31 protein-coding genes and 1 pseudogene are annotated in these 26,447 nt (G+C 70.6%); 17 read left to right on the top strand and 15 right to left on the bottom strand.

All coding sequences use genetic code 11. The features are described 5' to 3' along the window. Nucleotides 1-66: 66 nt before the first annotated feature. The 3 genes from ACFYL6_RS03075 to ACFYL6_RS03065 all read right to left on the bottom strand — a co-directional run bounded on the left by ACFYL6_RS03075 (nucleotide 67) and on the right by ACFYL6_RS03065 (nucleotide 1,778). A complete protein-coding gene (locus ACFYL6_RS03075) occupies nucleotides 67-561 on the bottom strand; it encodes a GNAT family N-acetyltransferase (RefSeq protein WP_387166639.1) in 495 nt (164 codons plus the stop codon). Between the two features lie 111 nt (nucleotides 562-672). Continuing rightward, entirely contained in the window at nucleotides 673-1,188 is a 516-nt protein-coding gene (locus tag ACFYL6_RS03070) for a DUF2087 domain-containing protein (protein WP_387166636.1), read from the bottom strand. 74 nt (nucleotides 1,189-1,262) lie between these two features. After that, nucleotides 1,263-1,778 (bottom strand): MarR family winged helix-turn-helix transcriptional regulator, encoded by a 516-nt coding sequence (locus ACFYL6_RS03065; protein ID WP_387166634.1) that lies wholly within the window; start codon nucleotides 1,776-1,778, stop codon nucleotides 1,263-1,265. A gap of 68 nt (nucleotides 1,779-1,846) precedes the next feature. On the opposite strand from ACFYL6_RS03065, the gene ACFYL6_RS03060 reads away from it, so the two are divergent. Next, the gene (locus ACFYL6_RS03060; protein WP_387166631.1) at nucleotides 1,847-3,079 is read left to right on the top strand and encodes an MFS transporter; all 1,233 of its coding nucleotides are present in this window, start codon (nucleotides 1,847-1,849) and stop codon (nucleotides 3,077-3,079) included. Nucleotides 3,080-3,167: 88 nt separating this feature from the next. On the opposite strand, the gene ACFYL6_RS03055 is transcribed toward ACFYL6_RS03060, so the two are convergent. Both ACFYL6_RS03055 and ACFYL6_RS03050 read right to left on the bottom strand, forming a co-directional pair. Next, nucleotides 3,168-3,359, bottom strand: coding sequence for a DUF397 domain-containing protein (locus tag ACFYL6_RS03055; protein ID WP_387166628.1), 192 nt, complete (start codon nucleotides 3,357-3,359; stop codon nucleotides 3,168-3,170). After that, the gene (locus tag ACFYL6_RS03050; RefSeq protein ID WP_387166848.1) at nucleotides 3,350-4,117 is read right to left on the bottom strand and encodes a DUF5753 domain-containing protein; all 768 of its coding nucleotides are present in this window, start codon (nucleotides 4,115-4,117) and stop codon (nucleotides 3,350-3,352) included. Before ACFYL6_RS03050 ends, ACFYL6_RS03055 begins: the two co-directional genes overlap by 10 nt. A gap of 116 nt (nucleotides 4,118-4,233) precedes the next feature. Here ACFYL6_RS03050 and ACFYL6_RS03045 point away from each other — a divergent pair, with 116 nt between their 5' ends. From ACFYL6_RS03045 to ACFYL6_RS03025, 5 genes are all read left to right on the top strand, one after another. Beyond that, nucleotides 4,234-4,500, top strand: coding sequence for a hypothetical protein (locus ACFYL6_RS03045; RefSeq protein ID WP_387166625.1), 267 nt, complete (start codon nucleotides 4,234-4,236; stop codon nucleotides 4,498-4,500). After that, nucleotides 4,500-4,745: a flavin reductase gene (locus ACFYL6_RS03040; RefSeq protein ID WP_387166622.1), complete on the top strand. Its 246-nt coding sequence runs from the start codon at nucleotides 4,500-4,502 to the stop codon at nucleotides 4,743-4,745. Before ACFYL6_RS03045 ends, ACFYL6_RS03040 begins: the two co-directional genes overlap by 1 nt. A 94-nt stretch (nucleotides 4,746-4,839) precedes the next feature. Continuing rightward, nucleotides 4,840-6,114 carry a hypothetical protein gene (locus ACFYL6_RS03035; RefSeq protein WP_387166619.1) on the top strand — a complete coding sequence of 425 codons (1,275 nt, stop codon included), beginning with the start codon at nucleotides 4,840-4,842 and terminating at the stop codon, nucleotides 6,112-6,114. Then, nucleotides 6,080-6,976 carry a hypothetical protein gene (locus ACFYL6_RS03030; RefSeq protein ID WP_387166616.1) on the top strand — a complete coding sequence of 299 codons (897 nt, stop codon included), beginning with the start codon at nucleotides 6,080-6,082 and terminating at the stop codon, nucleotides 6,974-6,976. The genes ACFYL6_RS03035 and ACFYL6_RS03030 overlap by 35 nt, the downstream gene beginning before the upstream one ends. Before the next feature lie 139 nt (nucleotides 6,977-7,115). Then, nucleotides 7,116-7,637, top strand: coding sequence for a SigE family RNA polymerase sigma factor (locus ACFYL6_RS03025; RefSeq protein ID WP_387166613.1), 522 nt, complete (start codon nucleotides 7,116-7,118; stop codon nucleotides 7,635-7,637). Nucleotides 7,638-8,719: 1,082 nt separating this feature from the next. Here ACFYL6_RS03025 and ACFYL6_RS03020 read toward each other — a convergent pair. The 4 genes from ACFYL6_RS03020 to ACFYL6_RS03005 all read right to left on the bottom strand — a co-directional run bounded on the left by ACFYL6_RS03020 (nucleotide 8,720) and on the right by ACFYL6_RS03005 (nucleotide 11,889). Beyond that, entirely contained in the window at nucleotides 8,720-9,484 is a 765-nt protein-coding gene (locus ACFYL6_RS03020; protein ID WP_387166610.1) for a GNAT family N-acetyltransferase, read from the bottom strand. 7 nt (nucleotides 9,485-9,491) lie between these two features. Further along, nucleotides 9,492-10,187 carry a Type 1 glutamine amidotransferase-like domain-containing protein gene (locus ACFYL6_RS03015; protein ID WP_387166607.1) on the bottom strand — a complete coding sequence of 232 codons (696 nt, stop codon included), beginning with the start codon at nucleotides 10,185-10,187 and terminating at the stop codon, nucleotides 9,492-9,494. A gap of 167 nt (nucleotides 10,188-10,354) precedes the next feature. Beyond that, complete coding sequence (locus ACFYL6_RS03010) at nucleotides 10,355-10,861, bottom strand: DinB family protein (RefSeq protein ID WP_387166604.1); 507 nt, start codon at nucleotides 10,859-10,861, stop codon at nucleotides 10,355-10,357. Next, nucleotides 10,858-11,889, bottom strand: a complete 1,032-nt coding sequence (locus ACFYL6_RS03005) for an aldo/keto reductase (RefSeq protein WP_387166601.1) — start codon at nucleotides 11,887-11,889, stop codon at nucleotides 10,858-10,860. Before ACFYL6_RS03005 ends, ACFYL6_RS03010 begins: the two co-directional genes overlap by 4 nt. Before the next feature lie 122 nt (nucleotides 11,890-12,011). Between ACFYL6_RS03005 and ACFYL6_RS03000 the strand changes: the two genes are divergently transcribed. Continuing rightward, complete coding sequence (locus ACFYL6_RS03000) at nucleotides 12,012-13,565, top strand: ArnT family glycosyltransferase (protein WP_387166598.1); 1,554 nt, start codon at nucleotides 12,012-12,014, stop codon at nucleotides 13,563-13,565. A 7-nt stretch (nucleotides 13,566-13,572) separates the two neighbouring features. Here ACFYL6_RS03000 and ACFYL6_RS02995 read toward each other — a convergent pair whose 3' ends face one another. Continuing rightward, nucleotides 13,573-14,055, bottom strand: coding sequence for an RrF2 family transcriptional regulator (locus ACFYL6_RS02995; protein WP_387166595.1), 483 nt, complete (start codon nucleotides 14,053-14,055; stop codon nucleotides 13,573-13,575). A gap of 133 nt (nucleotides 14,056-14,188) precedes the next feature. Here ACFYL6_RS02995 and ACFYL6_RS02990 point away from each other — a divergent pair, with 133 nt between their 5' ends. After that, nucleotides 14,189-14,929 (top strand): SDR family oxidoreductase, encoded by a 741-nt coding sequence (locus tag ACFYL6_RS02990; protein ID WP_387166593.1) that lies wholly within the window; start codon nucleotides 14,189-14,191, stop codon nucleotides 14,927-14,929. 34 nt (nucleotides 14,930-14,963) lie between these two features. Here the strand turns inward: ACFYL6_RS02990 and ACFYL6_RS02985 are convergent, their stop codons facing one another. Next, entirely contained in the window at nucleotides 14,964-15,536 is a 573-nt protein-coding gene (locus ACFYL6_RS02985; protein WP_387166590.1) for a GNAT family N-acetyltransferase, read from the bottom strand. Then, entirely contained in the window at nucleotides 15,536-16,792 is a 1,257-nt protein-coding gene (locus ACFYL6_RS02980) for an MFS transporter (protein ID WP_387166587.1), read from the bottom strand. Before ACFYL6_RS02980 ends, ACFYL6_RS02985 begins: the two co-directional genes overlap by 1 nt. Before the next feature lie 127 nt (nucleotides 16,793-16,919). Between ACFYL6_RS02980 and ACFYL6_RS02975 the strand changes: the two genes are divergently transcribed. The 7 genes and pseudogenes from ACFYL6_RS02975 to ACFYL6_RS02945 form a co-directional block, all read left to right on the top strand. Continuing rightward, nucleotides 16,920-17,849, top strand: coding sequence for a LysR family transcriptional regulator (locus ACFYL6_RS02975; RefSeq protein ID WP_387166584.1), 930 nt, complete (start codon nucleotides 16,920-16,922; stop codon nucleotides 17,847-17,849). Between the two features lie 98 nt (nucleotides 17,850-17,947). Further along, nucleotides 17,948-18,358 carry an ArsR/SmtB family transcription factor gene (locus ACFYL6_RS02970; RefSeq protein WP_387166581.1) on the top strand — a complete coding sequence of 137 codons (411 nt, stop codon included), beginning with the start codon at nucleotides 17,948-17,950 and terminating at the stop codon, nucleotides 18,356-18,358. Further along, nucleotides 18,358-18,846: an SRPBCC domain-containing protein gene (locus ACFYL6_RS02965; protein WP_387166578.1), complete on the top strand. Its 489-nt coding sequence runs from the start codon at nucleotides 18,358-18,360 to the stop codon at nucleotides 18,844-18,846. Before ACFYL6_RS02970 ends, ACFYL6_RS02965 begins: the two co-directional genes overlap by 1 nt. A 4-nt stretch (nucleotides 18,847-18,850) precedes the next feature. Further along, on the top strand, nucleotides 18,851-19,411 hold the full coding sequence (locus ACFYL6_RS02960) for a dihydrofolate reductase family protein (RefSeq protein WP_387166576.1): 561 nt from the start codon (nucleotides 18,851-18,853) through the stop codon (nucleotides 19,409-19,411). Nucleotides 19,412-19,527: 116 nt separating this feature from the next. Next, nucleotides 19,528-19,989 (top strand): HNH endonuclease, encoded by a 462-nt coding sequence (locus tag ACFYL6_RS02955; protein ID WP_387166573.1) that lies wholly within the window; start codon nucleotides 19,528-19,530, stop codon nucleotides 19,987-19,989. 274 nt (nucleotides 19,990-20,263) lie between these two features. Beyond that, complete coding sequence (locus ACFYL6_RS02950) at nucleotides 20,264-21,040, top strand: maleylpyruvate isomerase family mycothiol-dependent enzyme (protein ID WP_387166570.1); 777 nt, start codon at nucleotides 20,264-20,266, stop codon at nucleotides 21,038-21,040. A 74-nt stretch (nucleotides 21,041-21,114) separates the two neighbouring features. Next, nucleotides 21,115-21,309: pseudogene (locus ACFYL6_RS02945) on the top strand (S9 family peptidase); the annotation flags it as partial. An 8-nt stretch (nucleotides 21,310-21,317) separates the two neighbouring features. Here ACFYL6_RS02945 and ACFYL6_RS02940 read toward each other — a convergent pair. Beyond that, a complete protein-coding gene (locus tag ACFYL6_RS02940) occupies nucleotides 21,318-22,010 on the bottom strand; it encodes a TetR/AcrR family transcriptional regulator (RefSeq protein ID WP_387166846.1) in 693 nt (230 codons plus the stop codon). A gap of 54 nt (nucleotides 22,011-22,064) precedes the next feature. Here ACFYL6_RS02940 and ACFYL6_RS02935 point away from each other — a divergent pair, with 54 nt between their 5' ends. After that, complete coding sequence (locus ACFYL6_RS02935) at nucleotides 22,065-23,183, top strand: FAD-dependent oxidoreductase (RefSeq protein WP_387166567.1); 1,119 nt, start codon at nucleotides 22,065-22,067, stop codon at nucleotides 23,181-23,183. Nucleotides 23,184-23,419: 236 nt separating this feature from the next. Then, nucleotides 23,420-23,815, top strand: coding sequence for a phosphotransferase (locus ACFYL6_RS02930; protein ID WP_387166564.1), 396 nt, complete (start codon nucleotides 23,420-23,422; stop codon nucleotides 23,813-23,815). Nucleotides 23,816-23,953: 138 nt separating this feature from the next. On the opposite strand, the gene ACFYL6_RS02925 is transcribed toward ACFYL6_RS02930, so the two are convergent. Both ACFYL6_RS02925 and ACFYL6_RS02920 read right to left on the bottom strand, forming a co-directional pair. Continuing rightward, nucleotides 23,954-25,336 (bottom strand): FAD-dependent monooxygenase, encoded by a 1,383-nt coding sequence (locus tag ACFYL6_RS02925; protein WP_387166843.1) that lies wholly within the window; start codon nucleotides 25,334-25,336, stop codon nucleotides 23,954-23,956. Between the two features lie 338 nt (nucleotides 25,337-25,674). Then, nucleotides 25,675-26,394 carry a TetR/AcrR family transcriptional regulator gene (locus ACFYL6_RS02920; protein ID WP_387166560.1) on the bottom strand — a complete coding sequence of 240 codons (720 nt, stop codon included), beginning with the start codon at nucleotides 26,392-26,394 and terminating at the stop codon, nucleotides 25,675-25,677. Nucleotides 26,395-26,447 lie beyond the last annotated feature (53 nt).

Here is a 26,447-nt window from a genome sequence, read left to right as displayed (position 1 = left end):
GAGTTGAGTCGGAGTGACTCAACTTCCTCTTCTTATTTAGCGCGTCCGCGTGCCGACGTCAACCGCTCAGGACAGCCGCTTCTCAAACCAGTGGTCGGCGTAGGGGCCGTGCGAGTACGCCGGGATCTCGGCGTAGCCGTGCCGGGCGTACAGGGCGCGGGCCTCGACCAGGTCGTGCCGGGTGTCGAGCCGGATCCGGTCCGCCCCGGCCGCGCGGGCCCGCTCCTCGACGGCGGCCAGCAGCACGGCACCCCCACCGGCACCGCGATGCTCGGTGCGGATGAACACCCTGGTCAGCTCGGCCCAGCCGGGTTGCCAGCGCAGTCCGGCGCAGCCGGCCAGGTCGGGGCCGTGGTGGCTGAGCAGGAGCAGCCCGGTGGGCGCGGCCAGGTCGTCGCTGGGCATCTCGGCCAGGGCCGCGTCGACCTCGCCGGGCAGGGCCGGGCGACGGTGATAGCGAACCACCATCTCGCTCATGTACTCGCGCAGCAGCAGCACCGCGTCGGGGTGGTCGGGCCGGCTGGTGCTGGTCGTCCAGGTGGGCCGGGCGGTAGTGGTCACCTGTTGATCATCGCCGTCCGGTCAACGGCTTTACCCGCTCGTCCGGGTTCGCGGACCCGGTGTCGACGACGACGGCGGCGGCACTCGTCGCGTGGATGGCGCAGCGGACGATCAGAGCCGCTGGTAGATGCCGTGCTCACGGGTGAGCAACTGCTCGTCGACCAGATACCGGCGCAGCGTCGCGTGATCCGAGCCTCCCCCGACGCACCACGGCTTGAGCGCGTCGTCGACGGCCCGCTCCGGGTAGCGCGTGCCCGGCTCGAACGACTGCTCGACGATGTGCGCGAGCAGGATTCTTCGCCGACCTCGCTGCGCCGGCAGACCCACCAGGACGCCGGCGCGCAGGAAGGTCCGCAGCACCGGGTCGACGCCGGGTTCGGCGTCGTCGGCCGGGCGACTGTCGCGCGCGGTGGCCCGCAGCGACGCCTCGTCGGCCGCGAGCGCGCCGTCCGCGTCGGTGACGAGGCCAGCGTCGGTGAGCCGACGGACCCCGGTGAGCACCACCCGCGCCGACAGGCCGGTCCGCTCGGCGACCTCGGTCGCGCCTGTCGCACCCAGCACGATCGCCGCGAAGATCCGTCGCCGTCCGTCGTCGGCCAGGGCCCCGGCCAGCACATGCGCAGTCACGCCGGTCACCCTCGCATCAGCGGTACGCGGGCCGCCAGGCGATTTTCGGCGCGCTCAGTCGATCCGCGGCCAGCTCAGTCGGTCGCCGGCGAGCTCTGCGGCTGCTCGGCGACGAGCAGCACCCGGCGCAGCAGGTCGGAGAGGTGTCGCCGCTCGGTCGCGGTGAGCGCGCCGAGCAGGCGGTGCTCCTCGGCGCCCTGGACCTCCATCGCCCCGCGCCACGCGGCCTGACCCGCCTCGGTGAGTTCCACGTCGACGCGGCGACGGTCGACTGTCGACGGAATCCGGCGTACGAAGTTCCGCCGCAGCAGCGCGTCCACCCGCGCGGTGATCGAGGCGGGGGCCATCGTGAGGTCCGCGGCGAGGTCCGAGGGGGCCGCCCGGCCACCGCGGCCGGCCAGGGCGTGCAGGGTGTCGTACTCGTGGGCCGGTAGGTCGAGGTCGACCAGGACCCGCTCCTTGACGGCCCGCAGATGCCGGGTCAGCCGGATCATCCTGGTCACCGCCCCCTCGACGTCCGCGTCGAGGTCGGGCAGCACGGGCAGCCAGCGCTCGATGTGCCGGTCGACGGCGTCCGGGGTGGTGGTCACCGCACCAGCTTATCTCAGCACCGAAATATTCGTTGCCGAAATATTCGACGTCTAAGTATGTTGTAGTCATGGCTCACCCGCTGCGCAACCACTCCTTCCGGCTGCTGTTCCTGGGTCGCACCATCTCCGCCCTCGGCGACGCGGTGGTCCCCGCCGCGCTGGCGCTGGCCGTGCTGCGGGCCACCGGCTCCACCGGCGCGCTGGCCGTGGTCCTCGCCGCGGCGGTCGTCCCCCGGCTGCTCCTGCTGCCGTTCGGTGGGGTGGTGGCCGACCGGTTCGACGCCCGCCGGGTCGCCCTCCTAGCCGACCTGGTCCGCTGTGCGACCCAGGTCGCGGTCGGCGTGGAGCTGCTCGGCGGTGACCCGTCACTGACCACAGTGGTGGTGGCGTCCGCGCTGGGCGGCATCGCGTCGGCGTTCGCCATTCCGACCGCGTCTCCGCTGGTCGCCGGCACCGTCGAACCGGCCGAGCGGCAGCGGGCCAACGCCCTGATGGGGGTCACCGCCAACACCAGCCGCCTCGCCGGGCCGGCGCTGGCCGGCGCGCTGATCTGGGCCGCCGGTCCCGGCTGGGCGTTCATCCTGGACGGTGCGTCGTTCGCACTCAGCGCCGCGCTGCTCGCGTTGGTGCGGGTCCGCCATGTGCCGGTGCCCCGCCGTTCCGTCCTCGCCGACCTGCGGCACGGCTTCGGCGAGGTACGCGCCCGCGACTGGTTCTGGACCAGCCTGCTCGGCCACGGCGTGTGGAACGGCGCCGCCGCCGTGCTGATGACCCTCGGGCCGGCCGTCGCCATCGACCGTCTGGGCGGCGAGACGACCTGGGTGCTGCTGTTGCAGGCCGGCGCGATCGGCATGCTCACCGGATCGCTGCTGGCCGGGCGGGTTCGGCTGCACCGGCCGGTGTTGCTGGCCAACCTCGGCCTGGCCTGCTACGCCGCGCCGCTGTTCCTGCTCGCCGTCGCCGCGCCCGCGCCAGCGGTGATCGCCGCGTACGCGGTGGCGCTGACCGCCCTCGGCTACCTCAACCCGGTGTGGGAGACCGTCGTGCAGCACCACTTCCCGCCGGAGGTTCTGGCCCGGGTCACCTCGTACGACTGGCTGGTGTCGCTGGGCGCCATGCCGCTGGGCTACGCGCTGGCGCCGTTGGCCGCCGACGCGTTCGGCGCGCCCGTCCCACTGGCCGTCGCGGGCCTGCTGGTCCTCGCCTCCTGCGCGGGCACCGCCCTCGTTCCCGGCGTACGCCGACTCACCTGGCCGGCGACCCCGCAACCGCAACCGGCCGAACCCGCCGCCATCCGTTGATCGGATCGATCGTCGGTGCGCGGCGGCCGGGCCCGCCCACGACAGAGGCCCCCGATCAGCGCCGGGAGCCTCTGTGCGATGTGGTCGGTCAGCCGGCGTCGCGGGTCATCGCGACGAAGTCACGCCACGACTGCGGGCTGAAGGTCAGCGTGCCGCCGTCACGGTCCTTCGTGTCACGGACCAGGACCACGCCCCGAAGGTTGTCGGCAACCTCGACACAGTCACCACCGTTGCCGCCGCTCTTCGTGCTCTTCCGCCACCGCGCACCGGTCATGTCCATGATGCTGCCGCTTCTCTGAGAAGGTCCAACGAACGCCCTCGGGGCAGGGCCTCGCCGCGAATACGCTCCCACCGCCGCTCCAGGCTAACAAGATCCGACGTTTGATCGAGGATCTGCGCTTGTGCCGCGCTGTCGACGTGCGCGACCCGCGACCCGTCCGGCATGTCGGCGATGGTGAACGGTCCGTCGAGCCCGGGGTAGCTGGGCGCGTCCGCCGGGACGATGTGCAGCTGCACGGTGCCCGCCTCGGCGTGCCCGAGCAGACGCGCGAGTTGCACCGCCATCAACGCGCGGTCGTCGCCGACGCGCCGCCTCAGCACCCCCTCGTCCAGCACGGCGATCAGCAGTGGTCCGCCACCCCGGCCGAGAATCGCCTGCCGATTGATCCGCGCCTCGGCGAACTCGGCGACCGCCTCCGGTGTCAGCACCCCACCGGCCAGGGTCGCCCGCGCGTACGCCTCGGTCTGCAGCAGCCCGGGCACCCACGCGAGTTGGAACGACCGCAGCGTCACGGCCTCGCGTTCGAGGTCGACCCACGGCCGGAACCACACCGGCTCGCGGCGACGAACCACGTCCGGCCACAGCGCGTCGGCGTCCTTCGCCAGCAGCCCTGCCACCGTCGCCCGGTGTCGACTCTGGGGAATGTGCCCCGGGTTTGCCCACCTGGCGACGGTCTTCGGGTGCACGCCGAGCTGACCTGCGAGGCTCTCGGCGGTGTGACCCGCCGCCGCCAGCGCCGCGACAAAGGCGTGGTTCATGCCGTCCCTCCCCTGGAACAAATCCACTGCCCTGAAGAGATTAGTTAACGCTGTGTGTTTGTCCAGCAACCCCCGGCAAAGTGCGGTGTAGACGCCACCGCAACGAGGAGGAAGCTGTGCAGAACGAGGTACCGGATGCTCTCCGGGCCGGGGACGTGGTCCTCCTAACCACCGCCGCGAGCGTGCAATTCCGCAAACCGATCGTCGCCCGGGTCATCCGTGAGTTGCCCGACCGGTACACCTACGACGGTTGGCTCTGGCTCGACGCGTACGAGCTGGGCAGGAAGGGCGTAGCGGTCGCCCGGCGCGAGTTGTTCGTGATGCGCGCCGGGGTGCAGGTCGAGGCCCGCCAGTCCCGTTGCGCAACCGTGGGGGTGGGCTGATGCCCGAGCGTCCGAAGCACTCCCCGTTGCGGCCGTCGTGGCGCTGCCCGGTCTGCGGCATCCTGTGGCCGTGCTCGGCCGCGAAGCTGCGCCTCCTCGCCGAGTACCGCGGGGACCGGCCGGGCCTGTTGATCCACCTGGCCAAGGTCCAGGAGGAAGCCAACGCCGATCTCGCCAAGCTCAACCCGGACGTCGCGCTGCCCGACCTGACCCCGCGTTTCGTCGGCTGGGCGGAAGCCCGCTGAGATGTCGTCGACCCGCTGCCACGGGGCTCCTACCGAGCAGCACGATGCGGGAGACTGACGGCGTGACGACCCGCCCCGGGCTGCGGCCGGCCCGATGAGCCGACCATTCAGGATCGTCGTCGCCGCGCTCGCGGCGGTGGGCGCCATCCTGGTGTACGCGGGCGTCACCGCCCAGGTGAACTCCATGTCGGAGCCGTTCACCGTCACCCGGACGGCCGTTGACTTCCGGACCCTCGTCGCGAAGGGCGTGGTCTTCTTCGCCCCCCTCGACCCCACGACCGCCCCCATGATGGACGCGGTGACGCCGCTGATCCGTTGGGTCGTGATCCTGCTGATCGGGGTGTCGACGTACCTGGCCTGCGGCCTGGTCACCCGGCGGACGCACCCGTTCACCGCGGCGGTGACCGGCGCGGTCGCCGCCCTCACCGCCACGGCGATCGGAGACCTGCTCTGGTGGGCGACCTTCGTGGTCCGCGTCCACACCGCCCCCACCGGCTGGTACGCCAACGAGGCACTGGACCACTCCACGCTCCTCGCCAGCGCTCACCTGACGCTGACGGCTTGGACGTCCGACGCACTCTTTCTCGGCTGCCTGCTGGCAGGCGTGAACGCATCCCTGGTCGGTGGCACCAGCCTGGCGATACTGCTGCTCGGCCGGCTCAGCAAAGGCACCGACGACGGTGACGACGAGGCCCCGGACGCGGCCGTCGAGATTGAGCCTCGCGTTGCGCTGGTCGGCGACGTGCGAGGACGCAGCGCGAACCTTGCCCTGGCCGGTGTCCTTCCGGTGCTGGTGCTCCTGCTGGTCAACGGCACCCAGGCGGTGTGGGAGAGCTACGCCGGGAGAGGTTTCCTGGGACTGCTCAGGGAGTTCCTGTACCGCCCCGCCCTGTCGCCGCCGCCACGCGTACGCGACGACGTGGGATACCGGCTGACTCACGAGATCGAGCCGAACCCCCTGTCGATGGACGTGTGGGTGCACAGGTCGGTGCTCGCCCTCGCCCTGCTGGTGGTGCTGTGGCTCCTGCTGTGGGCGCTGCTCGCCGGCCTGTCGAACTCCGGGCACCGCCTCGGGCTCGTCGTCGTCTGCTGGGGCGCCACGATCGCGGCGGCCGGGCTGACCGCGACGTCCGACGTCCTGGTCGACTGCGCCATCTCGGACTCCCCGACCGGCTGCGCGCCCTGGGAGTCCCTGGGCCTGCAATTGACCTCCGCGCTGCGCTTCGGCGCGGCCTGGGGTTGGCTCGTCGCGCTACCCGTGCTGCTGGCCCGTCGGATCCTCGACACCGACACGTCCACCGACACGCCTATCGATACGCAGGAGACGCCGGTCCATGAGTCCACGCAACAAACGCCCGCGTCGCCGTAAGGCGGCCCCCGCGCCGGCAACCGTCGCCTGGTGGAAACGGCCCGTCACCTGGCTGCTGACGATCGTGGTCGGTGCCGTCGCCGCCTGGCTCGGTGCCGTCGTTCTCGGCATGATCAACCAGTGGAAGCCGGCGAACGAGCTGGCCGAGCAGTTGGCCGGCCGGGGGCCAGTCGTCGTCCTGGACCTGAAGCACGTTCCTTACCCGCAGGAGGGTGCGCTGGACTACGTCTACCCCGCCGGCGCCGACCTGGCTCGCCTGGACGCCAAGCGGCCGAACGATCCGACCGTCGAGGCCAGCGCGGTCGACATCGAACGGAGCACCTGGGAGATCACCCTCGTCGGCACCCGGGACGAGGCCGCCGAGGCCGTCGACCTCCGGCCCGTCCTCGTCGAGCCCTGCCGCCCCCCGCTCACCGGGATCCAGGAGCCCAACGAATCCCAGGGCGACTCCGCGAAGGTCGTCCTCGTGACACACGTGGACCGGCCGAATCCCCGGATGCTCGTCGAGGACCCCGGTGGCGAGGATGCCGGCGCCCCGTTCTTCGCCACCCACAAGATCACCTTGCCCAAGGGCGAGAAGAACGTCATTCAGGTACGAGCGCTCAGCGCCAAGCAGCACTGCCGATGGCGACTGGAGTTGGACTACCTCGCCGACGGACGACGCCAGACGATGGTGATCTCGGCACCCGGCGACAAGCCGTTCGAGGTGACCGGACGCGCGGACGACTCGGCCTACACCTGGGTCTACCTCAGCTCGTTCAACGGCTGTCGAGCCAAGGACGGCACCAAGACCGACCGGCTCCGCATCACCGGCGCCGAGTACGCGCAGATGGTGCGCGACGGGCGCCCCTGCCCCTACTGACAGCCGGCCGTCCACCAGCCGCGCCACCCGGATCACCGGCCCACGCCCTCCACGGGTCCGACCCCGGGCCAAGTTTCCGGACCGGTAAACCTCGCGAGCCGACGCGGTGTCTTGCTGGTTGACGAGGCCGGGAGGTCAGATGAGGGATTCGCGCGGGGCGGAGTTCGACGACTTCGTTCGCACACGGTCGGCGGTGCTGTTGCGAGTTGCCTTCCTGCTGACCGGGGACCGGCACGCCGCCGAGGACCTGCTTCAGGAGGTGCTGGAGCAGATGTACGTGCGCTGGCGTCGGGTGCAGAGCAGCCCGGAGGCGTACGCGCGACGTGCGCTGGTCAATCGGTCGATCAACCGGTGGCGTTGGCGCGCCCGACGTCCGGAGCAGTCGCTGGGCGACCACGACGGGGTTGCCCGGGACCACGCCGACGCGGTGGCGGTTCGCGAGCTGGTCGTCGGGGCGCTGCGGGCGTTGCCGGCGCGGCAACGGGCCGCTGTCGTGCTCCGTTACCTGGAAGACCTGCCGGTCGTCGACGTCGCGGCGGCGATGGGCTGCTCCGAGGGTGCGGTGAAGAGTCACGCCTCGCGTGGGTTGGCTCGGCTGCGAGAGGTGCTGGCCGGATCGAGCCTCGTCATGCCCATCACTGGAACCGGGAGTTCGCGATGACCATGAACGACAGTGACGTGCGCGGCATCCTGCATCGCGTGACGGACGACCTGGTCAGCCCACCGGGCCTGCTCGCCGAGGTGCGTCGGGGTGGGCGGCGGCGGGTGATCCGTCGGCGGGCCCTGTTGGCGGCGGTCTGCGCGGCCGTGGTGGCCGTGCCCGTGGCTGGCGTCCTCGACCTGCCCGGCACCGCCGGAGATACACCTGTCGCGTCACCGCTGCTCGACCAGCCCACTCGCGGTGATCTGGCCGCCGACGAGGGATATCTGCGGCAGGTCCGCCAGGTGTGGCAGCGCCGGATCGAGGACGTCGGAGATCGGACGCGCGGCGAGCCGCACGTCGTGTGGGCAGGCGGTACGCCTGCTGGCCCGGCCGCCTACGTCGTCCAGGCCACCGCGCACGGCACGACCGTGGGGTTCGTCGAACCCACCGCCGGCGGCCCGCGCGTCCGCACCCTGACGCAGGCCACCGATACCGAAACAGACGGCCTCGAGCAGGCGGCACTACTCGGACCGCAGCGCGACGTGCTCCTCGTGCTGGACTTCGGGCAACCGGTGCAGTTCAGCGCGCAACTGCGGTCCATGCCCGATGGCAAGGTTAAGCGGACCTTCGAGCCGGTGGCATTCCAAGACGGTGCGGCGGTGCTGTCGGTGCCGCCACAGCGCACCAAGCTCACCGTCGCGCTCTCCAGGCTTCCCGTTGAACGGCAGAACATGATTCACATCGACGGCACGAGCGAGATCTACTTCCCCGACAACAAGGATCGGCCGGCACCACCGCTTCTTCGCCACACGTTGCCCGGCACGGAGCAGGTCTGGGACACCGATCCCGCCGCCAAAGAGGTGAACGCGCCAACCGAAGCCCTCGCCGAATACATCGACCCTGTCGGAGTGCACACGCACAACGGCTCTCCACTGTTGTGGGTCTACGGGGCAACCCCCGACGGGCGGCGGCTCCTCGTGGAAACCGTCCAGTACGACGACAACCCGTCCCGCGTCATCGCACTGCTCGCCCGCAAGTATCTTCCGTTCGAGGCGGTGGCCAGCACGACCGCGGACTGGTCGGCACCCCTGCCTGTGCGGCTACGGCTGCCCGACGACCAGGGCGTTCTCGTCGCCGCCGAGGGGTCGGCGTTGAGCTACCGAATTGGCGACGGCCAGTGGCAGGACGCCGGCCGCAACGCGGCACTCCTGCCCCCGACAGCGACCGACGTACGGGTCACCGACGCCAACGGAAGCACCACCACCGTCCCGGTCGGCTCCTGATGCCATCGAGGTCGCCAGCCGTGCGTGCCGGTGCATGTCGTGCCAGCCGTCGGCGTGACGCACCGACCCGCGGGCCACGCCCTCCTCGGTGAAACCGGCCCGCTCGGCCACCCGGCAGGACGCCGCGTTGCCGGTCGAGTGCTCCAGCGCCAGCCGGTGCAACCCGCCCAGGGTGAAGCTCCACCGGGTCAGGGCGAGCAGCGCCTCGGTGGCGATCCCCCGACCGCGCGCGCCGGGCACCACCCAGTACGACACCTGCGCCGACGCCTCGTCCAGCAGCACGTCGCGCAACCCCACCTGACCGACGGGCCGGTCGTCGGCGTCGACGACAGCCCAACTGGCGGCGCTCTCGTCGCGCCAACGGCCGGCCCACTGCGCTGTCCACGACCGTGCCTCGTCGTCGCCGTCGATGCGCCGGACGTGCCACCGCTGGATCACCGGACAGTCGAAGGCAGCCCGGACGGCCGGGGCGTCGTCGTCACGCCACGGCCGCAGCGCCAGCCCGGGGCGTACCGGAAGGTGGGGTTGCTCCTGGGCGGCGAGGCTACCGGCGGGCAGGGCGGGTGCGACGAGCAGCGGCATCAGCCCATTATCGAGCCGACGGTCTCATCAGTCTCCAGTCGCCTTCGGAGATGACCTCGACGGTGCCATCGACCACCTTGATCGCGGTGTTGTCGTCGATGGCGTACGTCGGGACCGGGATTCCGGACGCCCACTTCTGGATGTCGGACAGCGCGACGTCCTCCATGTCCGGATGATCGAGGTGGGGGTACAGCGTGAAGTCCACCAGCCCCAGCGCCCGGTCAGCGCCCTGCGCCATGTCGCTGCCGTCAGGGACGAACCCAAGGTCGAATTCGGCGTCGCAGTTGTACGGGGTGACCGCGATGCTTCCGACGCTGACCCCCACATAAACCGTGTCACTCAGTGACGGCAAAAGGTCAGCCAGGCCTGACTGGCGCAGCCAGTAGGTCAGGTACAGCACATCGCCGCCCCAGACGAGGAGGGCATCGGCCTCCCGGACCGCCGGCACCCAGTTCTCTTCTCGAATGCTCGGCAGCGCGGTGAGCTCCAATATCCCCAGGGATTTCCAACCCAGCTGGCACAGCGGGATGTGAGCCGGGCCGTGAACCGCCTTCCACGCCCTCTCGGCTCCGCCGGGGAAGGGATAGACACCGGTGGGGATGAACAGGGCCGTGGACTCGGCGATCGGCTTGCCCAGCAGGTCGACGAGCGCGTCGGAGATGCTCGGGTTACGGATGCCTGACGACGTGAGAAGGAACTTCATGGAATCCGCTCTCCTGAAGCCACCGCATGACGGCGATCATGTCGCGCGTTGACCGCTACAGCCTAAATCACCGTCCGGACCAATTGCGACTGGATCACCGCCGGCCCGGTCGCGCGTACCCACCGGGCCCCGCGCTGGACCCCACCCCACCAGTCGAGCCGACGGTCTCACTCTCCGGTCGGGCCGCCGGCGAGTTCGGTGACCACGTCGAGGTGACCCAGGTGGCGGGCGTACTCCTGGACCAGGTGGAACAACACCCGCTCCAGCGACGCCGGGTCCGCGCCTCTCCAGCGCGGGCCCGGCGCCCCGATCTCGGCCAGGTCGTGTGCCGTCACCACGGCGCTGGTGTGCGCGCCCTGCGCCCGCAGCGCCGCCACCAGATCCGCGCGGGTCTCGTCGGGGGCGACGTACCAGCGGTCGTCGCGGCGGTCACCCCACGGCTCGGCGACGTCCCGACCCTGGAAGCCCCACTCGATCCAGCGCAGCTCGACGTGGCGCAGGTGGGTGAGCAGTTCCAGTGGCGTCCAGCCGGACGGCAGCCGACTGCGCCGCAGCTCCGGCTCGGCCAGCGCCGACACCTTGGCCACCACCGACTCCCGGAAGTAGTCCAGGTAGCGCAGGAAGACCTCGGTGCGGCTGCCGGCCGGGGTGGTGGGCTCGGGAAACGACGTCATGACCCGGTCGGCAGGTCACGGGCGCGCTGGCGCACACCCGCGCCGCCGTACGGGTAGTCGCCCACCAGCGGGGCGCTCGCCTCGTCCAGCAGCCGCATCTGCTCGGCGTCGAGGACCAGGTCGGCGGCGGTCAGGTTGTCGTCGAGCTGCTCGGTGGTCCGCGCGCCCAGGATCACCGAGGTGACCGCCGGTCGAGCCGCCAGCCAGGCCAGCGACACCGCCGACATGGACACGCCCCGGTCCCCGGCGACCTTGCGGACCGCGTCGAGCACCCGCCAGGTCCGCTCCTCGGCGTTGCGACCCGCGTACGCCTCGACGCCGCGCTGCGGGTTCTCGCCGAGCCGCGTCGCACCGGTGGGCGTGCTGTCGCGCTGGTACTTGCCGGTCAGCCAACCGCCGCCCAGCGGCGACCACGGCAGGATGCCGATGCCCTCGTTCTCGCAGACCGGCACCAACTCGAACTCGATCTCCCGGGCCAGCAGGTTGTACTGCGGTTGTAGGGTCACGATCGGGGTGAGGTTGAGGTGCTGGGTGAGCAGGGCGGCCTTCTGCAACTGCCAGCCGGTGAAGTTGCTGACCCCCGCGTAGCGGATCTTGCCGGCGCTGACCGCGTCGTCGAAGAACCGCAGCGTCTCCGGCAGTGGGGTCAGCGGATCCCAGGCGTGCGCCTGGTACAGGTCGACGGCCTCGACGCCGAGCCGCCGCAGGCTGGCGTCCAGGGCGCGGGTGAGGTGCACCCGGGACAGGCCGGCGTCGTTCGCCCCCGGACCCATCGGGAACCGCCCCTTGGTGGCGATCACCAGGCGGTCACGCAGGTCGGGTCGGCTGCGCAGCCAACGCCCGACGATGTCCTCGGAGATGCCGGCGGAGTAGACGTCAGCGGTGTCGATGAACGTGCCGCCGGCCTCGACGAACCGGTCGAGTTGGGCGAAGCTGCCGGCCTCGTCGGTCTCCGCGCCGAAGGTCATCGTGCCCAGACACAGGGTCGACACCACGGTGCCGGTGTTGCCCAGAGTGCGATAGCGCATATCGTCCTTTCGGTCCGAGTGACAAAGCCGATCTTCGCACCCGGTTGGGCCACCTGCACATGGAGGCCGCCGGGCCCCGGCACGGGCACCCGCGAGGCGACCTCGCCGGTCATCATGAGCGGGTGAGCGAGCCCGCGATCGAGATCGACCGGCCTCACCGGCCGGACCAGTCGCCACCGCCGGGGCGTCCGCCGGAGCCGGGAGCCCGCACCCGTGGCCCGTGGCTGGTGGCCGCCGCCACCACCGTGACGCTGCTGCTGCTCGCCGGCCGCTACGGCTATCACCGTGACGAGTTGTACTTCCTGCTCGCCGGTCGGCACCTCGACTGGGGTTACGTCGATCAGGGTCCGCTGGTCCCGGCGCTGGCGCGGCTGCTCGACACGATCGCCCCGGGCAACCTGGTGGTGCTGCGTACCCCGTCGGCGGTGCTGGCCGGCGGCGCGGTGCTGTTGGTCGCCGCCATCGCCCGGGAGGTGGGCGCCGGCCGGGGCGCGCAGTTCGTCGCGGCGGTGCTCGCCGCGCTGTCCGGCATCGTGCTCGCCAGCGGTCACCTGCTCAGCACCACCACCGTCGACCTGCTGGTCTGGTTGGTCGCGGCGTGGTGTGCGGTGCGGTTGCTGCGCACCGGTGACAGCCGGTGGGCGCTGGGCATCGGGCTGGCGCTCGGTGTGGGCATGCTCAGCAAGCTGCTGCCGGCGCTGCTGGCCGTCGGCCTGGTCGCCGGGGTGCTCATCGCCGGGCCGCGTCGGCTGCTGCGCGACCGGTGGGTGCTCGCCGCCGCCGGGATCACCGTGCTGCTGGCCGCCCCGAATCTGATCTGGCAGGCGGCCAACGGCTTTCCGCAGCTCGGCGTGGCCGCGTCCATCTCCGACGGCGACAGCTCCTACAGTGGCCGGCTCGACGCGTTCACCCTCCAGTTCGTCATCATCAGCCCGTACGCCGTACCCATTTGGATCGCCGGCCTCGTCGCGTTGCTGCGCCGACCGGCGTGGCGGGCCTACCGGGCGGTGGGTTGGGCGTGGCTGGTGGTGGTCGGCATCGTGCTGGTCGCCGGAGGCAAGGGTTACTACGACGCGCCGCTGTTGCTGGTCCTCACCGCCGCCGGTGCGCTGGTCACCGTGGCGTGGGCGTCGCGCGGGTCGCTCTGGTGGCGTCGGGGGTTGCTCGCGCTGGGCGTGGTGCCGTTCCTGCTGCCCAACGTCGTGCTCCTGCTGCCGGTGCTGCCGGCCGACCGGTTGCCCGGTTTCGTGGTCGACGTCAACTACGACGCCGGCGAGACGATCGGTTGGCCGGAGTTCGCCGACTCGGTCGCGAGGGTCCATCGTGGCCTGCCGCCCGAGGAGCGGTCACGGGCGGTCGTCCTGACCGCCAACTACGGCGAGGCCGGCGCACTGGCGCGTTACGGTCCGGCCCGTGACCTCCCCCACGCGTACTCCGGGCACAACAGCATGGTCGACTTCGGTCGGCCGCCCGCCGACGCGGACGTGGTCATCGCCGTCGGCTGGGAGCGCCCCGACCAGCTGAACACCTGGTTCGAGCAGTGCACCCTCTCCGGGCGGGTGGACCAGCGGGTCGAGGTGGACAACGACGAGAACGGCGGCCCGATCTTCGTGTGCCGGGGGCTGCGGCGTCCGTGGGCGCAGATCTGGGACACCGAGGTACGCCACACCGGCTGACCGTGGTTCAGCCAGCTCCGCTGGTCAGCCAGGCCTGGATGCCGACCAGGGCCTCGGGGCCGGAGGTGGCGTCGACGTCCCGGGCGAGATCGGCGATCGTGACCGCGGCGAGCGCTTGGCGCCACGCGTCCTCGGCCGCCCACATGGCGCGGGCGACCGGGCATGGCGTGGTGCAGGCGTCGGCCGGCGTCGCGAACGGGCCGCGCTGGCGGATCTCGGTGCAGACGAAGCTCGGGCCGGGCCCGTCGACGGCGCGGACCACGTCGAGCAGGGTGATGCTCTCCGGTGCGCGGGTCAGCACGTAGCCGCCCGACTTGCCCTGCACGGAGTGGATCAGGCCGGCGCGGGCCAGCGACTGGAGCTGCTTGGCGAGGTAGCTGCTGGAGACGTCGTGCAGTTCCGCCAGCTTGGCCGCCGCAACGGGCGTGTGGCTGGCGGTGAGCACCACGCAGCAGTGCAGCGCCCACTCGACCCCGCCGGACATCTTCATGACGTCACCCTAGTCACCCCGTTACTCGGACTCATCATGTCCGAGTATAGTTCCCGGATAAGAGAGGTCCGAGTTTGGCGGGCGTTTCGCCAGCCGGACAAACGACCACATAGTCACGGGAAGGTGCATGGTTATGAAGATCGCCGTACTGGGCGGGACCGGGCTCATCGGGTCGCAGGTCGTCAAGATCTTGCAGGCCGCGGGTCACGAGGCGGTGCCGCTCTCGCCGTCCACCGGGGTGGACCTACTCACCGGGCAGGGCCTGGCCGACGGGCTCGCCGGCGCCGAGGTCGTCGTCAACCTGACCAACTCGCCGACCTTCGACGAGGCCTCGCCCGCCTTCTTCCAGACGACCATGGACAACCTGCTGGCCGCAGCCGCCCGCGCGGGCGTCGGCCACGCGGTGATCCTCTCCATCGTCGGCGTCGACCAGGTGCCCGACCTGGACTACTACCGCGCCAAGGTGCTCCAGGAGGACATCCTCACGGCCGGACCCGTTCCGTACTCGATCGTCCGCGCCACCCAGTTCTTCGAGTTCGTCGAGGCGATCCTGTCCTGGACGGCCGACGACACCACCGTCCGCCTGCCCAGCACGCCGGTGCAGCCGATGGCCGCCGCCGACGTGGCACAGGCCGTCGCCGAGGTCAGCATGGGCGCGCCCTTGCAGGGCATCCGCAACGTCGCCGGGCCCGACGTCTTCGCCCTCGACGAGCTGGGGCGGATCACCCTCGCCGCCCGCGGTGACCAGCGCACCGTCACCACCGACAACACCGCCGGCATGTTCGCCGCCGTGTCCGGCGATGTCCTCACCGGCCCCGACGACGCCGTCGTCGCGCCCACCGCCTACCGGGAGTGGCTCGGCCGTCAGGCCTGAGGTGTCGACGCCCGCACGTCGCCGTAGCAGACGATCACGACGGCGGCGTGCGGGTCCCGGCCCGCCACTCGTTCGCCAGGATCGCGAAGACGAGCTGGTCGGCCCACTCCCCCCTGAACAGGTAACTCTCGACATGGCGGGCCTCCTGGCGCATGCCGAGTCGCGTCATCAGCCGGGCCGACGCATCGTTGCGACAGTGACACCGGCCGTAGACCCGGTGCAGCCCGGCCTCGGTGAAGCCCCAGTCCAGCACGGCGGTGGCGGCCTCCGTGGCCAACCCGCGACCGCCGTGGTCGGGGTGGAAGACGAACCCGAGTTCGGCGGTACGGTCGGTCTGGCTGCGCCACACCAACTCCACGATCCCGATCAGCCCGGCGTCGGTGACCGCGGCCACCGTCAGGCAGTCACCCTCCGCGCGCCACGCGTCCTCGCCCGCCATGGCGAGCACCGACACCCGAGACTGCTCACGGGTACGCGGCTCCGCGCCGAGCATCCAGCGCACGACGTCGGGACGGCGCTGATACGCGTACACGTCGTCGAGGTCGTCGATCGTGACCGGGCGCAGGACGAGCCGCGCGGTCCGGATCGGGTAGGTCGGCTGGAGCATCACGCGATCGTAGAGACCCGCGCGGAGCGCTCCGGTGCCCGGTCGCGATCGACGACCGGACGTCGGGGCAGCAGCAGCGGGCTCGCGAGGATCACCAGCCCGGCGACCGTGACCGCCGTGCGAGGGCTGGTGGCCTGCGCGAGCAGCCCACCGAGCGCACTGAGGGTGGCGATGGTGGCGCTGCTGCCGATCGACCAGGCCGAGAGGGTACGGACGACGCGATCCTTCGGCGTCTGTTCGAGGCGGTAGGTGGCGAGCACCGGATTGTACAGGCTCATGCTGATGATGATCGCGAACTCCACGGCGATCACCGTGGCGAGACCGACGACGCCGGGATGGACGACGGCGAGGCCGATCAGCCAGATCGCCCGCAGCGTGCCCACCGTGCGGATGATGCGGTGTTGGCCGTAGCGCGCCACGACCCGACGGGCCAGACGTGACCCGATGAGGCCGCCGACGCAGGGCACAGCGAAGGCGAGGCCGTACTGCCAGGGCGGAAAACCCAGCTCACCGAGCAGGAGCACGGCCAGCAGCGGCTCGGTGGCCATGATCAGTCCGCCGACGAGCAACTGGTTGAGGTAGAGCGCCCGCAGGACGGGGTGGGTGAGCAGGTGCCGCCAGCCGTCCAGCAGCTCACCGGCCCGGACCCGACCTGCGCCGGTGCGCCGGGGGTGGTCTTCGTGCCCGCGGATGGCCGTGAGGCCCAGCGCGGAGAGCAGGTAGCTGAGCGCGTCGGCCACGATGGTGACGACCGGCCCGAACAGGCCGACCGCCGCGCCGCCCAGCGGCGGCCCGAGCGCGATCGCGCTCCAGGTCGTCGATTCGAACCGGGCGTTCGCCACCAGCAGGTCATCCGGCCGGACGAGAGATTTGACAAAGGCGCCGCTGGCCGCGTTGAAGGCGATCTTGGCGGTGGCGACCACGGCCGAGACGACAAGCAACTGCCCGAAGCTGAGCCGGCCCAACGCGTACGCGACGGGGATCGTCAGCAGGACCGCGAACCGGGCCAGGTCCATCGCGATCATCACCCGCCGCTTGCGGTGGAACTCCACCCACGGACCGAGCGGCAACGCGAGCAGCGCGCCCACCGCCGGCCCCAGCGCGGCCAACACGGACACCTGAGCGGGGCTGGCCCGCAACACCAGCACGGCGATCAACGGCAACGCCCCGAAACCCAGCCCCGAGCCGTAGGCGCTGACCGCGTACGACGCCCACAACCACCCGAACCGCCGACCCAGAGATCGCCTCCCGGACACGCCCGTACCTCCCGCTGCAACAACCCACCGTTGACCGCGAGGATCAAAGCAACGCCGATGACCCGGGATCAAACAACCGACTCCGGGGCGAGTCACAACCAGACGTTGTGTCCGTAGGGTGTGCCCGGTGAATCTCGACGCCGTCCGCACCTTCGTCGCCGCCGCCGACGCCGGCCAGTTCCAGGACGCCGCCGCCGCGCTGTCGATCACCCAGCAGGCTGTCTCCAAGCGCATCGCCGCACTGGAGAAGGACCTCGGGGTACGGCTGTTCACCCGGACCGCGCGCGGCACCCAGCTCACCGTCGACGGTCAGACCTTCCTGCCCCACGCCCGTGAGCTGCTCCGGGCCGAGGCGCGGGCCGACGCCTCCGTACGCCCCGGCCGACGGGCACTGCGCGTCGACGTGCACAGCCGACGGATCGCACCGGCGGTGCTGCTGCAGGACTTCCACCGCGCGCATCCCCGCATCGAGTTGGACGTCGTCACCCTCGACGCCGACATGCACGCCGCGATGGCCGCCGTCGAGGCGGGGACGGTCGACGCCACCTTCCACGCCGTCACCGTCGCCGCGCGCCACCTGCCCGCCGCGATCAGAACCATGCGCGTGATCGACGAGCACCACGAACTGCTCGTCGGCCCCCGCCACGCGCTCGCCAACGCCCGCACCGTCACGCCCGCGCAACTCGCCGAGCACCGCATCTGGATGCCCGGGATGGCCCCCGGCACCGAGTGGGCCGACTACTACGACGAACTCGCCGCCGCGTTCGGCCTCACCATCGACCTGGTCGGGCCGGTCTTCGGCAACGAGGCGCTGCTGGCCGAGATCGCCGACTCCGCCGAGCTGGCGACCCTCGCGGGCGAACGCACCCGGTACCTGTGGCCGGACAGCTACGACCTGCGGCGCGTCCCGGTACGCGACCCGGCGCCCATCTACCCCATGTCACTCATCTGGCGTGACGACAACCCGCACCCCGCGCTGCGCGCACTGCGCGACTACCTCGACTCTCGGCGGGCGCAGACGCCCGACATCGAAATCTGGCTACCGCCCTGGGGTTAGCGCGCGGTCTCCGGCGGCGCGGCGCGATGTCTCGGCGTGTTGACACGCGTTCATTCGGCACTACATTTAACGTGTTGGTTAAGTGATGGGAGGCCTCGGTGGCTGGCAGCGATCAACTCAGTGCGGTGTTCTCGGCGCTCGCCGACCCGACTCGACGGGCGATCCTCGCCGAGCTGGCCGACCGCGACGCCACGGTCACCGAGCTCACCGCGCCCCTGCCGATCTCGATGCCGGCGGTGTCGCGGCACCTGAAGGCGCTTGAGCGCGCCGGGCTCATCTCCCGCACCCGGTCGGGGAAGTTGCGGATGAGTCGCATCGAGGCCGCCCCGCTGCGCGAAGCGGCCGAGTGGATCGAGCGCTACCGGCGGTTCTGGGACACCTCCCTCACCCGCCTCGACGCCCACCTCGCGGCCGTGCAGGCAGCCGGGCGTGCAACGGACCGAACGACCCACGACCCGGCGATCCCCGACAGGGAATCCCCCAGCAGGACTCACGAGAAGGAGAATTGATGGACAGCGACAAGCCGCCAATCGTCATCTCACGCGTGGTGGACGCGCCACGGGAACTGGTCTACCGAGCTTTCACCGACCCGGACCACCTGGCGGCATGGTGGGGGCCGATCGGCAACTCACTGCCCCGCGAGGAGATGGAATTCGACGTCCGTCCTGGCGGCTACCAGCGGTGGACCGAGGTCTTCCCGACCCAACCCGGCCTTCGGGTCGAGGTCCACATCGACCTCACCGACGTCGTCGACGGCGAACTGCTCGACGGCGTCGCGCACGTCACCGGGCAGTTGCCGGAGGGAATTCAGCCGCACGAGACAAGGATGCGGGTCGAGTTCCACGACGAGACCGATGGACGGACGCGGCTCGAGATCCGTCAGTGGCTCCCCGAGCAGCTTGCCGCTCCCGCCGGCCAGGGTTGGAACGAGGCCTTCTCCAAACTGGACGCCACACTGAGGAATGCCCACCCCGTCGCAGTCGACGTCGAGGTGTAGCGCCATGGCCAAGCTGATCTACCTGACCAACGTGTCCCTCGACGGTTACATCGAGGACGAGGACGGCAGATTCGACTGGACCCCACCCGACGACGAGTACCTTGCGTTCATCACCGACCTGATCCGGCCCGTCGGCACCTACCTCTACGGGCGGCGCCTGTACGAGTCGATGGCCCTCTGGGAGACCGAACCCGCCCTGGCCGCACAGTCGAAACTCACGGCCGACTTCGCCGACGTCTGGCAGGCAGCCGACAAGGTCGTCTACTCCACCACGCTGGACGCGACCTCGACCGCCAGGACCCGGCTCGAAACGAGCTTCGACCCCGCCTCGGTACGCGACATGAAAGCCTCGGCCACCAGTGACCTCACCATCGGGGGTGCGCACCTCGCGGCGCAGGCATTCCGGGCCGGGCTGGTCGACGAGTGCCACCTGTTGATCCACCCCATCCTCGCCGGCGGAGGCAAGCCCGGGCTGCCCAGCGGCAACCGCCTCGGTCTGGAGCTACGGGGCAATCGCCGACTCAGCAACGGTGTGGTCTACGTGCACTACGGCATCCGTACCTGAGACGGTCGTCGGCGTCACCGACCCGCACGTGTGTCGGTGACGCCGACCGGCGACCAGGCACGCCCGCGTGTCCGGCGTCGTTCGACGACGCTGCGGGACGTGGGTACGGTGACATCGTGCTCTCGGCCGTGAAGGGTCTGTCCCGGTACCACACCGAGGAGTCGCTGCGCGCCTACCTGCTGGAGCGTTCACACCGCACCGAGAACGGCTGCCTGGTCATCGAAGGCTACGGGCGGCGACGCGGGGTGCACCAGAAGGTCGCCGGCCGCGCGTGGGCGCACATCGTCGCGTACGTCGTCCTTGTTGGCGGGTACGACCCCGCCCTCGACGTCGACCAGACCTGCGGCGCCGCCGACTGTATCGAGCCGACACATCTGCGCCAGCTCAGCCGGGCCGAGGCCTGCCGCAGCCGGAACCAGCCGGCACAGTGCCGCAACGGCCACGACCGTGAGCTCGACCCGGCGACCGGCCGGTACCGTCGGGCCTGTCGGACGTGCAACCGGGAGGCCCAGCGCCGCTGGCGTGAACGCGAGGCCGCCGAGGTGGCCCAGGCCCGCGCCGCGTACGGCCGTTCGTAGTGATCGTCCTGGGGTGACACTGAGCAACTTCTCCCATCGTGGTGGAACGGGTGCTCGATGCGTACACCGCGGGGGGTCGACCCGGCCGGACGTTGCCTAGCCTGCGGCGACGAGGACCACCGCCCGGCAATTGCCTGCCGGAACTGCGGCGTCCTACCCGACGGGCACGGCAACCCGGTCTGAAGCATCAAAAGCAGCGCGGTTGCCGCCACGTCGCAGATCACGTGGGGAAATCCGCTGCCGGTTGTCCGGAGTGGGGTGGTACAAAGCCGCGGTGGAAAAGACTCTGGAGTTCGCTGACCTGCTGCGGCTGATGGACGAACGATCGACCGCTTTCCGGGCGGCGGTCGCCGCGGCACCCAGCCTCGACGTCCAGGTGCCGACCTGCCCCGAGTGGACGTTGTTCGACCTGGTGCAGCACCTGGGCGAGGGGCGCCGCAGGTGGGCCGCCATCGTGGCCGCGGGGCCCGCCGACGCTCCTCCGACGATGTCCACCCCGACGGTGCCCCGGGAGCGCGAGGCCCTACTGGCCTGGTTCGCCGCGTCGACGGAGGAGCTGCTGGCCGCGTTGCGGGAGGCCGGCCCGGATCGTGGCTGCTGGACGTGGTGGGGCGATTCGCAGTCGCCACAGACGGCCGGTGCCGTTGCCCGGCACCAGCTTCAGCAGGTCGCCGTGCACACCTATGACGCCCAGGTCGCCGTGGGCGCCCCGCAGCCGTTGCCGGACGAGGTGGCCCTCGACGGTGTCGACGAGTTCGTGACCACCTGCGTCGCGACGACGAGCGCGTGGCCGCACCAGCCCGCGATCATCGACTACCACGCCACCGAGGGCCGTTCCTGGCGGCTCTGGTTCTCCGCCGACGGCGCACGGAGTGCCCGGCTCGCCGCGCCGGCCGACCGCGAGGGCCTGGAGGTGGCCTATGTCTCCGCTCGGGGCACGGCCAATGAGCTGGTCATGTTCTTCTACGGCCGCATCACCATGGACTCGCTGCAGCTCGCCGGCGACCGGCGCGTCTTCGACCAGCTGATCGCCTGGGATCCGTCGGAATAGGACCCGACGAGGGACCCACCGCCCTGCGCCGACCTCGGCCTCCACGCACGGCGGTGGGTCCGCATACTTACCGCATGACAGCTCTGACCGCCGAGCTCGTGGTCGACGGTCGTGACCCGCGGACCCCGGCGCTCGGCCCGAACGGGCGCCTGCTCTGCTACGTCCTCGCTCCCAGCAGCCGGACCGGCGACCACCTCGACACCGAACTCTGGCTCGTCGACACCGATGGCGCCGTCGCGCCGTGCCGGGCGACCGCCGACACCGCAACCGTTGAGCGTTACGCCGGCGGTCGGGAGAGTTTGGCGGCCACGGCGTCGAGAACCCAGTCCAGGCCGATCGCGAAGGATTTCTCGGCGTCCATCTCTGTGCCGCTGTGCACGGCCTTGGTCAGCGCCGGGAACCGGCCCGTGGCCAACATCTTCGTCACGTGCGGGCCGGAGGCGCGCTGCCAGTCACGCTTGGACAGGCCCGTGGCGCGCTCGGCGCGCAGGTTCGCGATCTCGCGCCTGATGGCGCCGGTGACGTAGGCGCTGACAGTTTCCACGGCACGGATGGCGGTTTCGATGTCGGCGAGGCCGTCGAGGGCTGCCAGCTTGGCCTCGGTCACGGCGAGGCCGTTCGGACCCAGAGTCGGGCGGCCGCCGAGCAGGTCGGCCAGCCATTCGTGACGCAGAGCGGCCTGCCTGGTGCGGTGGGCGAGGATGCGCAGCGCCTCCCGCCAGTCACCGGACTGCTCCCGGGGGAGAATCTCGGCGTCCACGGCGTCCACCATGAGGTCGAACAGCTCGTCCTTGGTGGAGATGTATCCGTACAGCCGCATCGGGCCGGCGTTCAGCCGGGCGGCGACCTTGCGCAACGACGCCGCTTCCAGCCCGCCCTCGTCGGCCAGCGCGATGGCGGCGGCGATGATCTGCTCCCGGTCGAGCGGCACGGGGGGATTCGGCGGCTCCGGCCGGTCCCACACGGTCATGGTCACCTCCTGACTGTTGCGACGCATTCTAAAGTAGCGATACGGTGTATCGCTATGAGACACCGTATCGCTGTGGTTGGGGGCGGCCCCGCCGGCCTTACCTTTGCCCGTGTCCTGCACCGCCACGGCTACCCCGTCACCGTCCTCGAACGCGATCCCGCGCGCGACTCCCGTCCTCCGGGCGGCACGCTGGACCTGCACGAAGGGCTGGGCCAGCTGGCACTGGACAAGGCGGGGCTCCGGGCGGAGTTCCAGGCGCTGTCTCGTCCCGAGGGGCAGGCCATGCGCATCCTGGACGCCGCCGGGACCGTTCTGCGGGACTGGCGACCCGGCCCGGATGAGCGGGCCAACCCGGAGATCGACCGCGGGCAACTCCGTGACCTGCTGCTCGGCTCTCTCGACGTGCAGTGGGGGCGAGAGGTGGCACAGGTGGTGCCGGGGACCGAGGAGGGCGTACTGGTTCGTTTCGCGGACGGGCGGCAGGAGACGTTCGATCTCGTGGTGGGCGCGGACGGCGCCTGGTCCCGGGTCCGCCCGGCAGTCTCGCCGGTGACGCCGCAGTACACCGGCGTCACCTCGGTCGAGACCTCCATCGACGACGTCGACACCCGCCACCCTGAGCTTGCCCAGTTGATCGGCGACGGTTCGGTGGCCGTGTACGGCGTGAACAGATCTCTCGTCGCCCAGCGCAACAGCGGCGGTCACGTCAAGGTGTACGCCAAGCTCCGCGCGCCGCTGGACTGGCACGCGGACCTGGACCTGACCGACGTCGAGGCCGCGCGATCGGGCATCTTGGCTCTGTTCGACGGCTGGGCCGCTGCGGTCCTCGACCTGCTCGGCCATGGCACCGCTTTCGTCCACCGTCCCTTCTATGTCCTGCCCGGATCCCACACCTGGGCCCACATCCGAGGGGTGACGCTCCTGGGCGACGCCGCCCACCTGATGCCACCCTTGGGGGCAGGCGCGAACCTCGCGATGCTGGACGGTGCCGAACTCGCGGAGTTCATCGCTGCCGACCCGGAAGATCTGGACTCGGCCGTCCGCGCCTTCGAGGAACAGATCTGGGCGCGGGCCGCCAGGTGGTCGGAGATCACGACGGCCGGTCTGGAACGCCTCGTGAGCCCGGACCCTGCCGAAGCCCTCGCCCTCTTCGACCAAGTCCAGCCATCCTGACGTAACCGAGCCGTTCTGCTGCCGCATACCGGTCCCACCGGTATGCGGCAACACCAGCGTCACCGACGAGCGCATGCGGTCCATGGCGCTGCACCTCCCCGGCCAAGAGTTCAGCCCGCTCCATAATGCGATTACCGGATTATCGTTATCGATAATCCGTTAATCGCCCGCCACAAAAGGTACGAAACGTACGTGCACCATAATGACAGTTCTTGTGCGTAAGTAATGAGGATGGTGTGAGCAGTCGAATGGTGAACATGGTCTTCACCGACCGGCGGCTCACCGGGGTCATCGATTGGGACACGGCCTCGCCCGGTCCCCGGTCGTGGGACCTGGCCTACCTTGCCTATCGGCTGGTGCCGCTGGCCCATCCCGACAACGGCGACGCTATCGGCAGTGACCTGAGCGAGCGGGCAGGTCGGCTGCGCATCCTCTGCAACGCCTACGGCTCGGAGCAACAACCGGCTCGCATCCTCCAGGTCGCAGTCCGTCGACTACACGACCTCGCCGCCTTCGCCAAGGCCCGGGCTGATCAGGGACAGGAGAACATTCGAAGTCACGTCGAGCTCTACCAACGCGACGCGGTGTGGATCACCGGGCATGCCGATCGGCTGAGCCGAGACGCCACCTGATCAACGACGCCGGACCGGACGGCCCGCCCCCTTGTGTTTCCAGTGGCGTGCGTGGGTGCGGGGCAACCACGAGCGTCACCCCGCACCCATCTCCGCGCCGAACTGCTGCACCTCGACGGTGCGACCGGCGGCCCGAGATCAGTGGGCGGGCTCGCCGAACCAGCGGGAGAGGTGGTCGTCCAGATCCTGCTGGTCGTCGCCGATCCAGGCGACGTGGCCGTCGGGGCGGAGCAGGACGCACGGAACGTCCAGTGCCGCCGTGGGGTCCGCGAGGTGGTCGACCCGGTCTGACCAGCCACCAACGGTGAGGCGTTCGGTGCGGTCCAGCAGTAGGCCGCGGCCGCGGTGCAGCAGTCCGTAGAGGTGGCCCGGTTTCACGTCGATGTCGGGCAGGCGGCGACCGAGCAGGTCGGGGCCCGCACCGAAGTCGTAGCGGATGCCGATGGCGGTGATCTTCTCGAGCAGGTGGAGGTTCACCTCGTCGAAGTCCATCAGCTCGGTGAGTAGCCTCCGTACGGCCTGCGGGCCCGGCTCGGTGGACAGCAGCTCCGTCTGGGCTCGGGTGTTGTCCAGCACCTCCTCGGCGACCGGACGGCGTTCGGCCTGGTAGGTGTCCAGCAGTGTCTCCGGCGCCCAGCCGCGGATCCGCGCGGCCAGTTTCCAGCCGAGGTTGAGTGCGTCCTGAACGCCCAGGTTGAGGCCCTGTCCGCCGATGGGGGGATGGATGTGCGCGGCGTCGCCGGCCAGCAGCACCCGCCCGACCCGATACCGTTCGGCCAGCCGGGTGGCATCTCCGAAGCGGGACAACCAGCGTGGGGAGTGCACGCCGAAGTCGGTGCCGGCGATGGCGCGCAAATGTTGCTTGAAGTCCTCGAGGGTGGGCGGTGCGGCGCGGTCGGTGACCCCGGCGGCGGGGACCAGGACGCTGTAGGCCCCGGCGCCCGCGGGCCGGAGCCAGAATCGCTGGTGGGTCTCGCGGATCTCGGCCACCCTGACGGCGATCTCCTCCTGCGGCACGCCCACTTCCATCTCGCCCATCAGGCTCTCGGTCCGTGCGGCCTCGCCGGGAAAGCCGACGCCGAGCAGTTTGCGCACGGTGCTGCGCCCACCGTCACAGCCGACGAGATAACGGGTACGCAACTGCTCCCCGTCGGTCAGCTCGACGGTCACACCGTGGTCGTCCTGTTCGAGACCGGCGACCGCGCAACCGCGTCGGACCTGCGCTCCCAGTTCGACGGCGTGTTCTTCGAGGAGACGTTCGATCACCGGTTGCGGGATGCCCAGCAGGTAGCCGTACCGGGAATCCAGGCCCTTGGGCGCGGGCTTGGGGATGGCGGCGAAGAAGGCGCTGGCCGGACGCCGCCGCCCATGCGGGAGGATGCGATCCAGCAGTCCGCGCATCGCCATCAGCTCGAGACTGCGGATGTGCAGGCCGACGATGCGTACGGCAGACGTCGGCTCGGTCTCCTTCTCCAGGACGAGTACGCGTACCTCGTGGAGCCGCAGCTCGGCGGCGAGCATCGCGCCGGTCGGCCCGCACCCGGCGATGATCACGTCGAACGTGCGGGGCGCGAGGTCGGTGCTGGGCGCCGACGGTGTGGGGAGGCCGCGGACGTCGCCCGTAGTGGAGGCCGGCTCGGCGGTGAATTGCGGAGGGTGCATAGGTGTTGCCTCTCGGGAGTGCCGTGTTGGCAGGGCGCTCCCGGCGACACCTACGTCAATCGCCCGACCGTGACGGCAAGGGGGAGCACCCACATCGCTACAACGTTCATGGGTCTCACCTCCTCGGGTGGTGTCGCGGTCAACTGCAAGCTATATCCCCGAGCACGATCCCGTCGAGTTCTTTCCCGGGCACGTGATCATGGCTTCCGGCGAGTCAGCGAACGCTGGAGCCACTCGGCCATCAGCGCGCGCTCGGCGTCGGTGAGCCCCGGGAGGTCGGGCAGCACCGTCGCGAAGGTCACCGCGACCGCGTTCGTCGTCGTGTCGGGTGTCGCCGGAGTTGTCACCAGGATGCTGGCGAGCACGGCATCGAGCATGGCCTCGCCCAGACCGGGGTCGCGCTGGTCGGTGGGCATTCCCAAGAGGGTGAGGATGGTTCCGTTGCCCGCGGAGTGGATCATCATGAGCGCGCGTTCTTCGTCGACCCGGAGGAGGCCGGCTGCGGCGAGTCGCCGGACGCGGCGGCGGAGCACGTCGAGGCCCGCGACCGTTGCCGGCGAGGGTGCGCCGCTCCCCCGCGTGGCGATCAGCGCGTACAACTCGGGGTTTGTCAGGCCGAACTCCACGTGCGCGCGCCACCCGGAGCGCAGGTCCGCGACCGGGTCGCCCGTCGCGGTGTCCGCTGCGACCGATTTGCCGCTGACGTAGGTGGCCATGACGTGCTCGGCGACGGCGTCGATGAGGCCGTCCTTGTCGCCGAACAACCGATAGATGGTCGGCGCCTGTACGCCCGCGGCCTGGGCGACGGCGCGCGTCGTCACCGCGTTCGCGCCCTTCTCCCGCAGCAGTTGGGTCGCTGCCGTGACGATGCCCGCACGGACGTCGTCGCGGGATGTCGTGTCCTGCGTCGTCACCATGAATCGATGCTAACAGCGCCTTGTTAACCTCGGAATATCAGTGCTAACGTCGG

It is taken from the genome of Micromonospora sp. NPDC007208, from assembly GCF_042869175.1.
Taxonomy (GTDB): Bacteria; Actinomycetota; Actinomycetes; order Mycobacteriales; family Micromonosporaceae; genus Micromonospora; species Micromonospora foliorum.
Note: the sequence above shows the minus strand (reverse complement) of the source record. Positions and strands in the feature narration are given on the sequence as shown.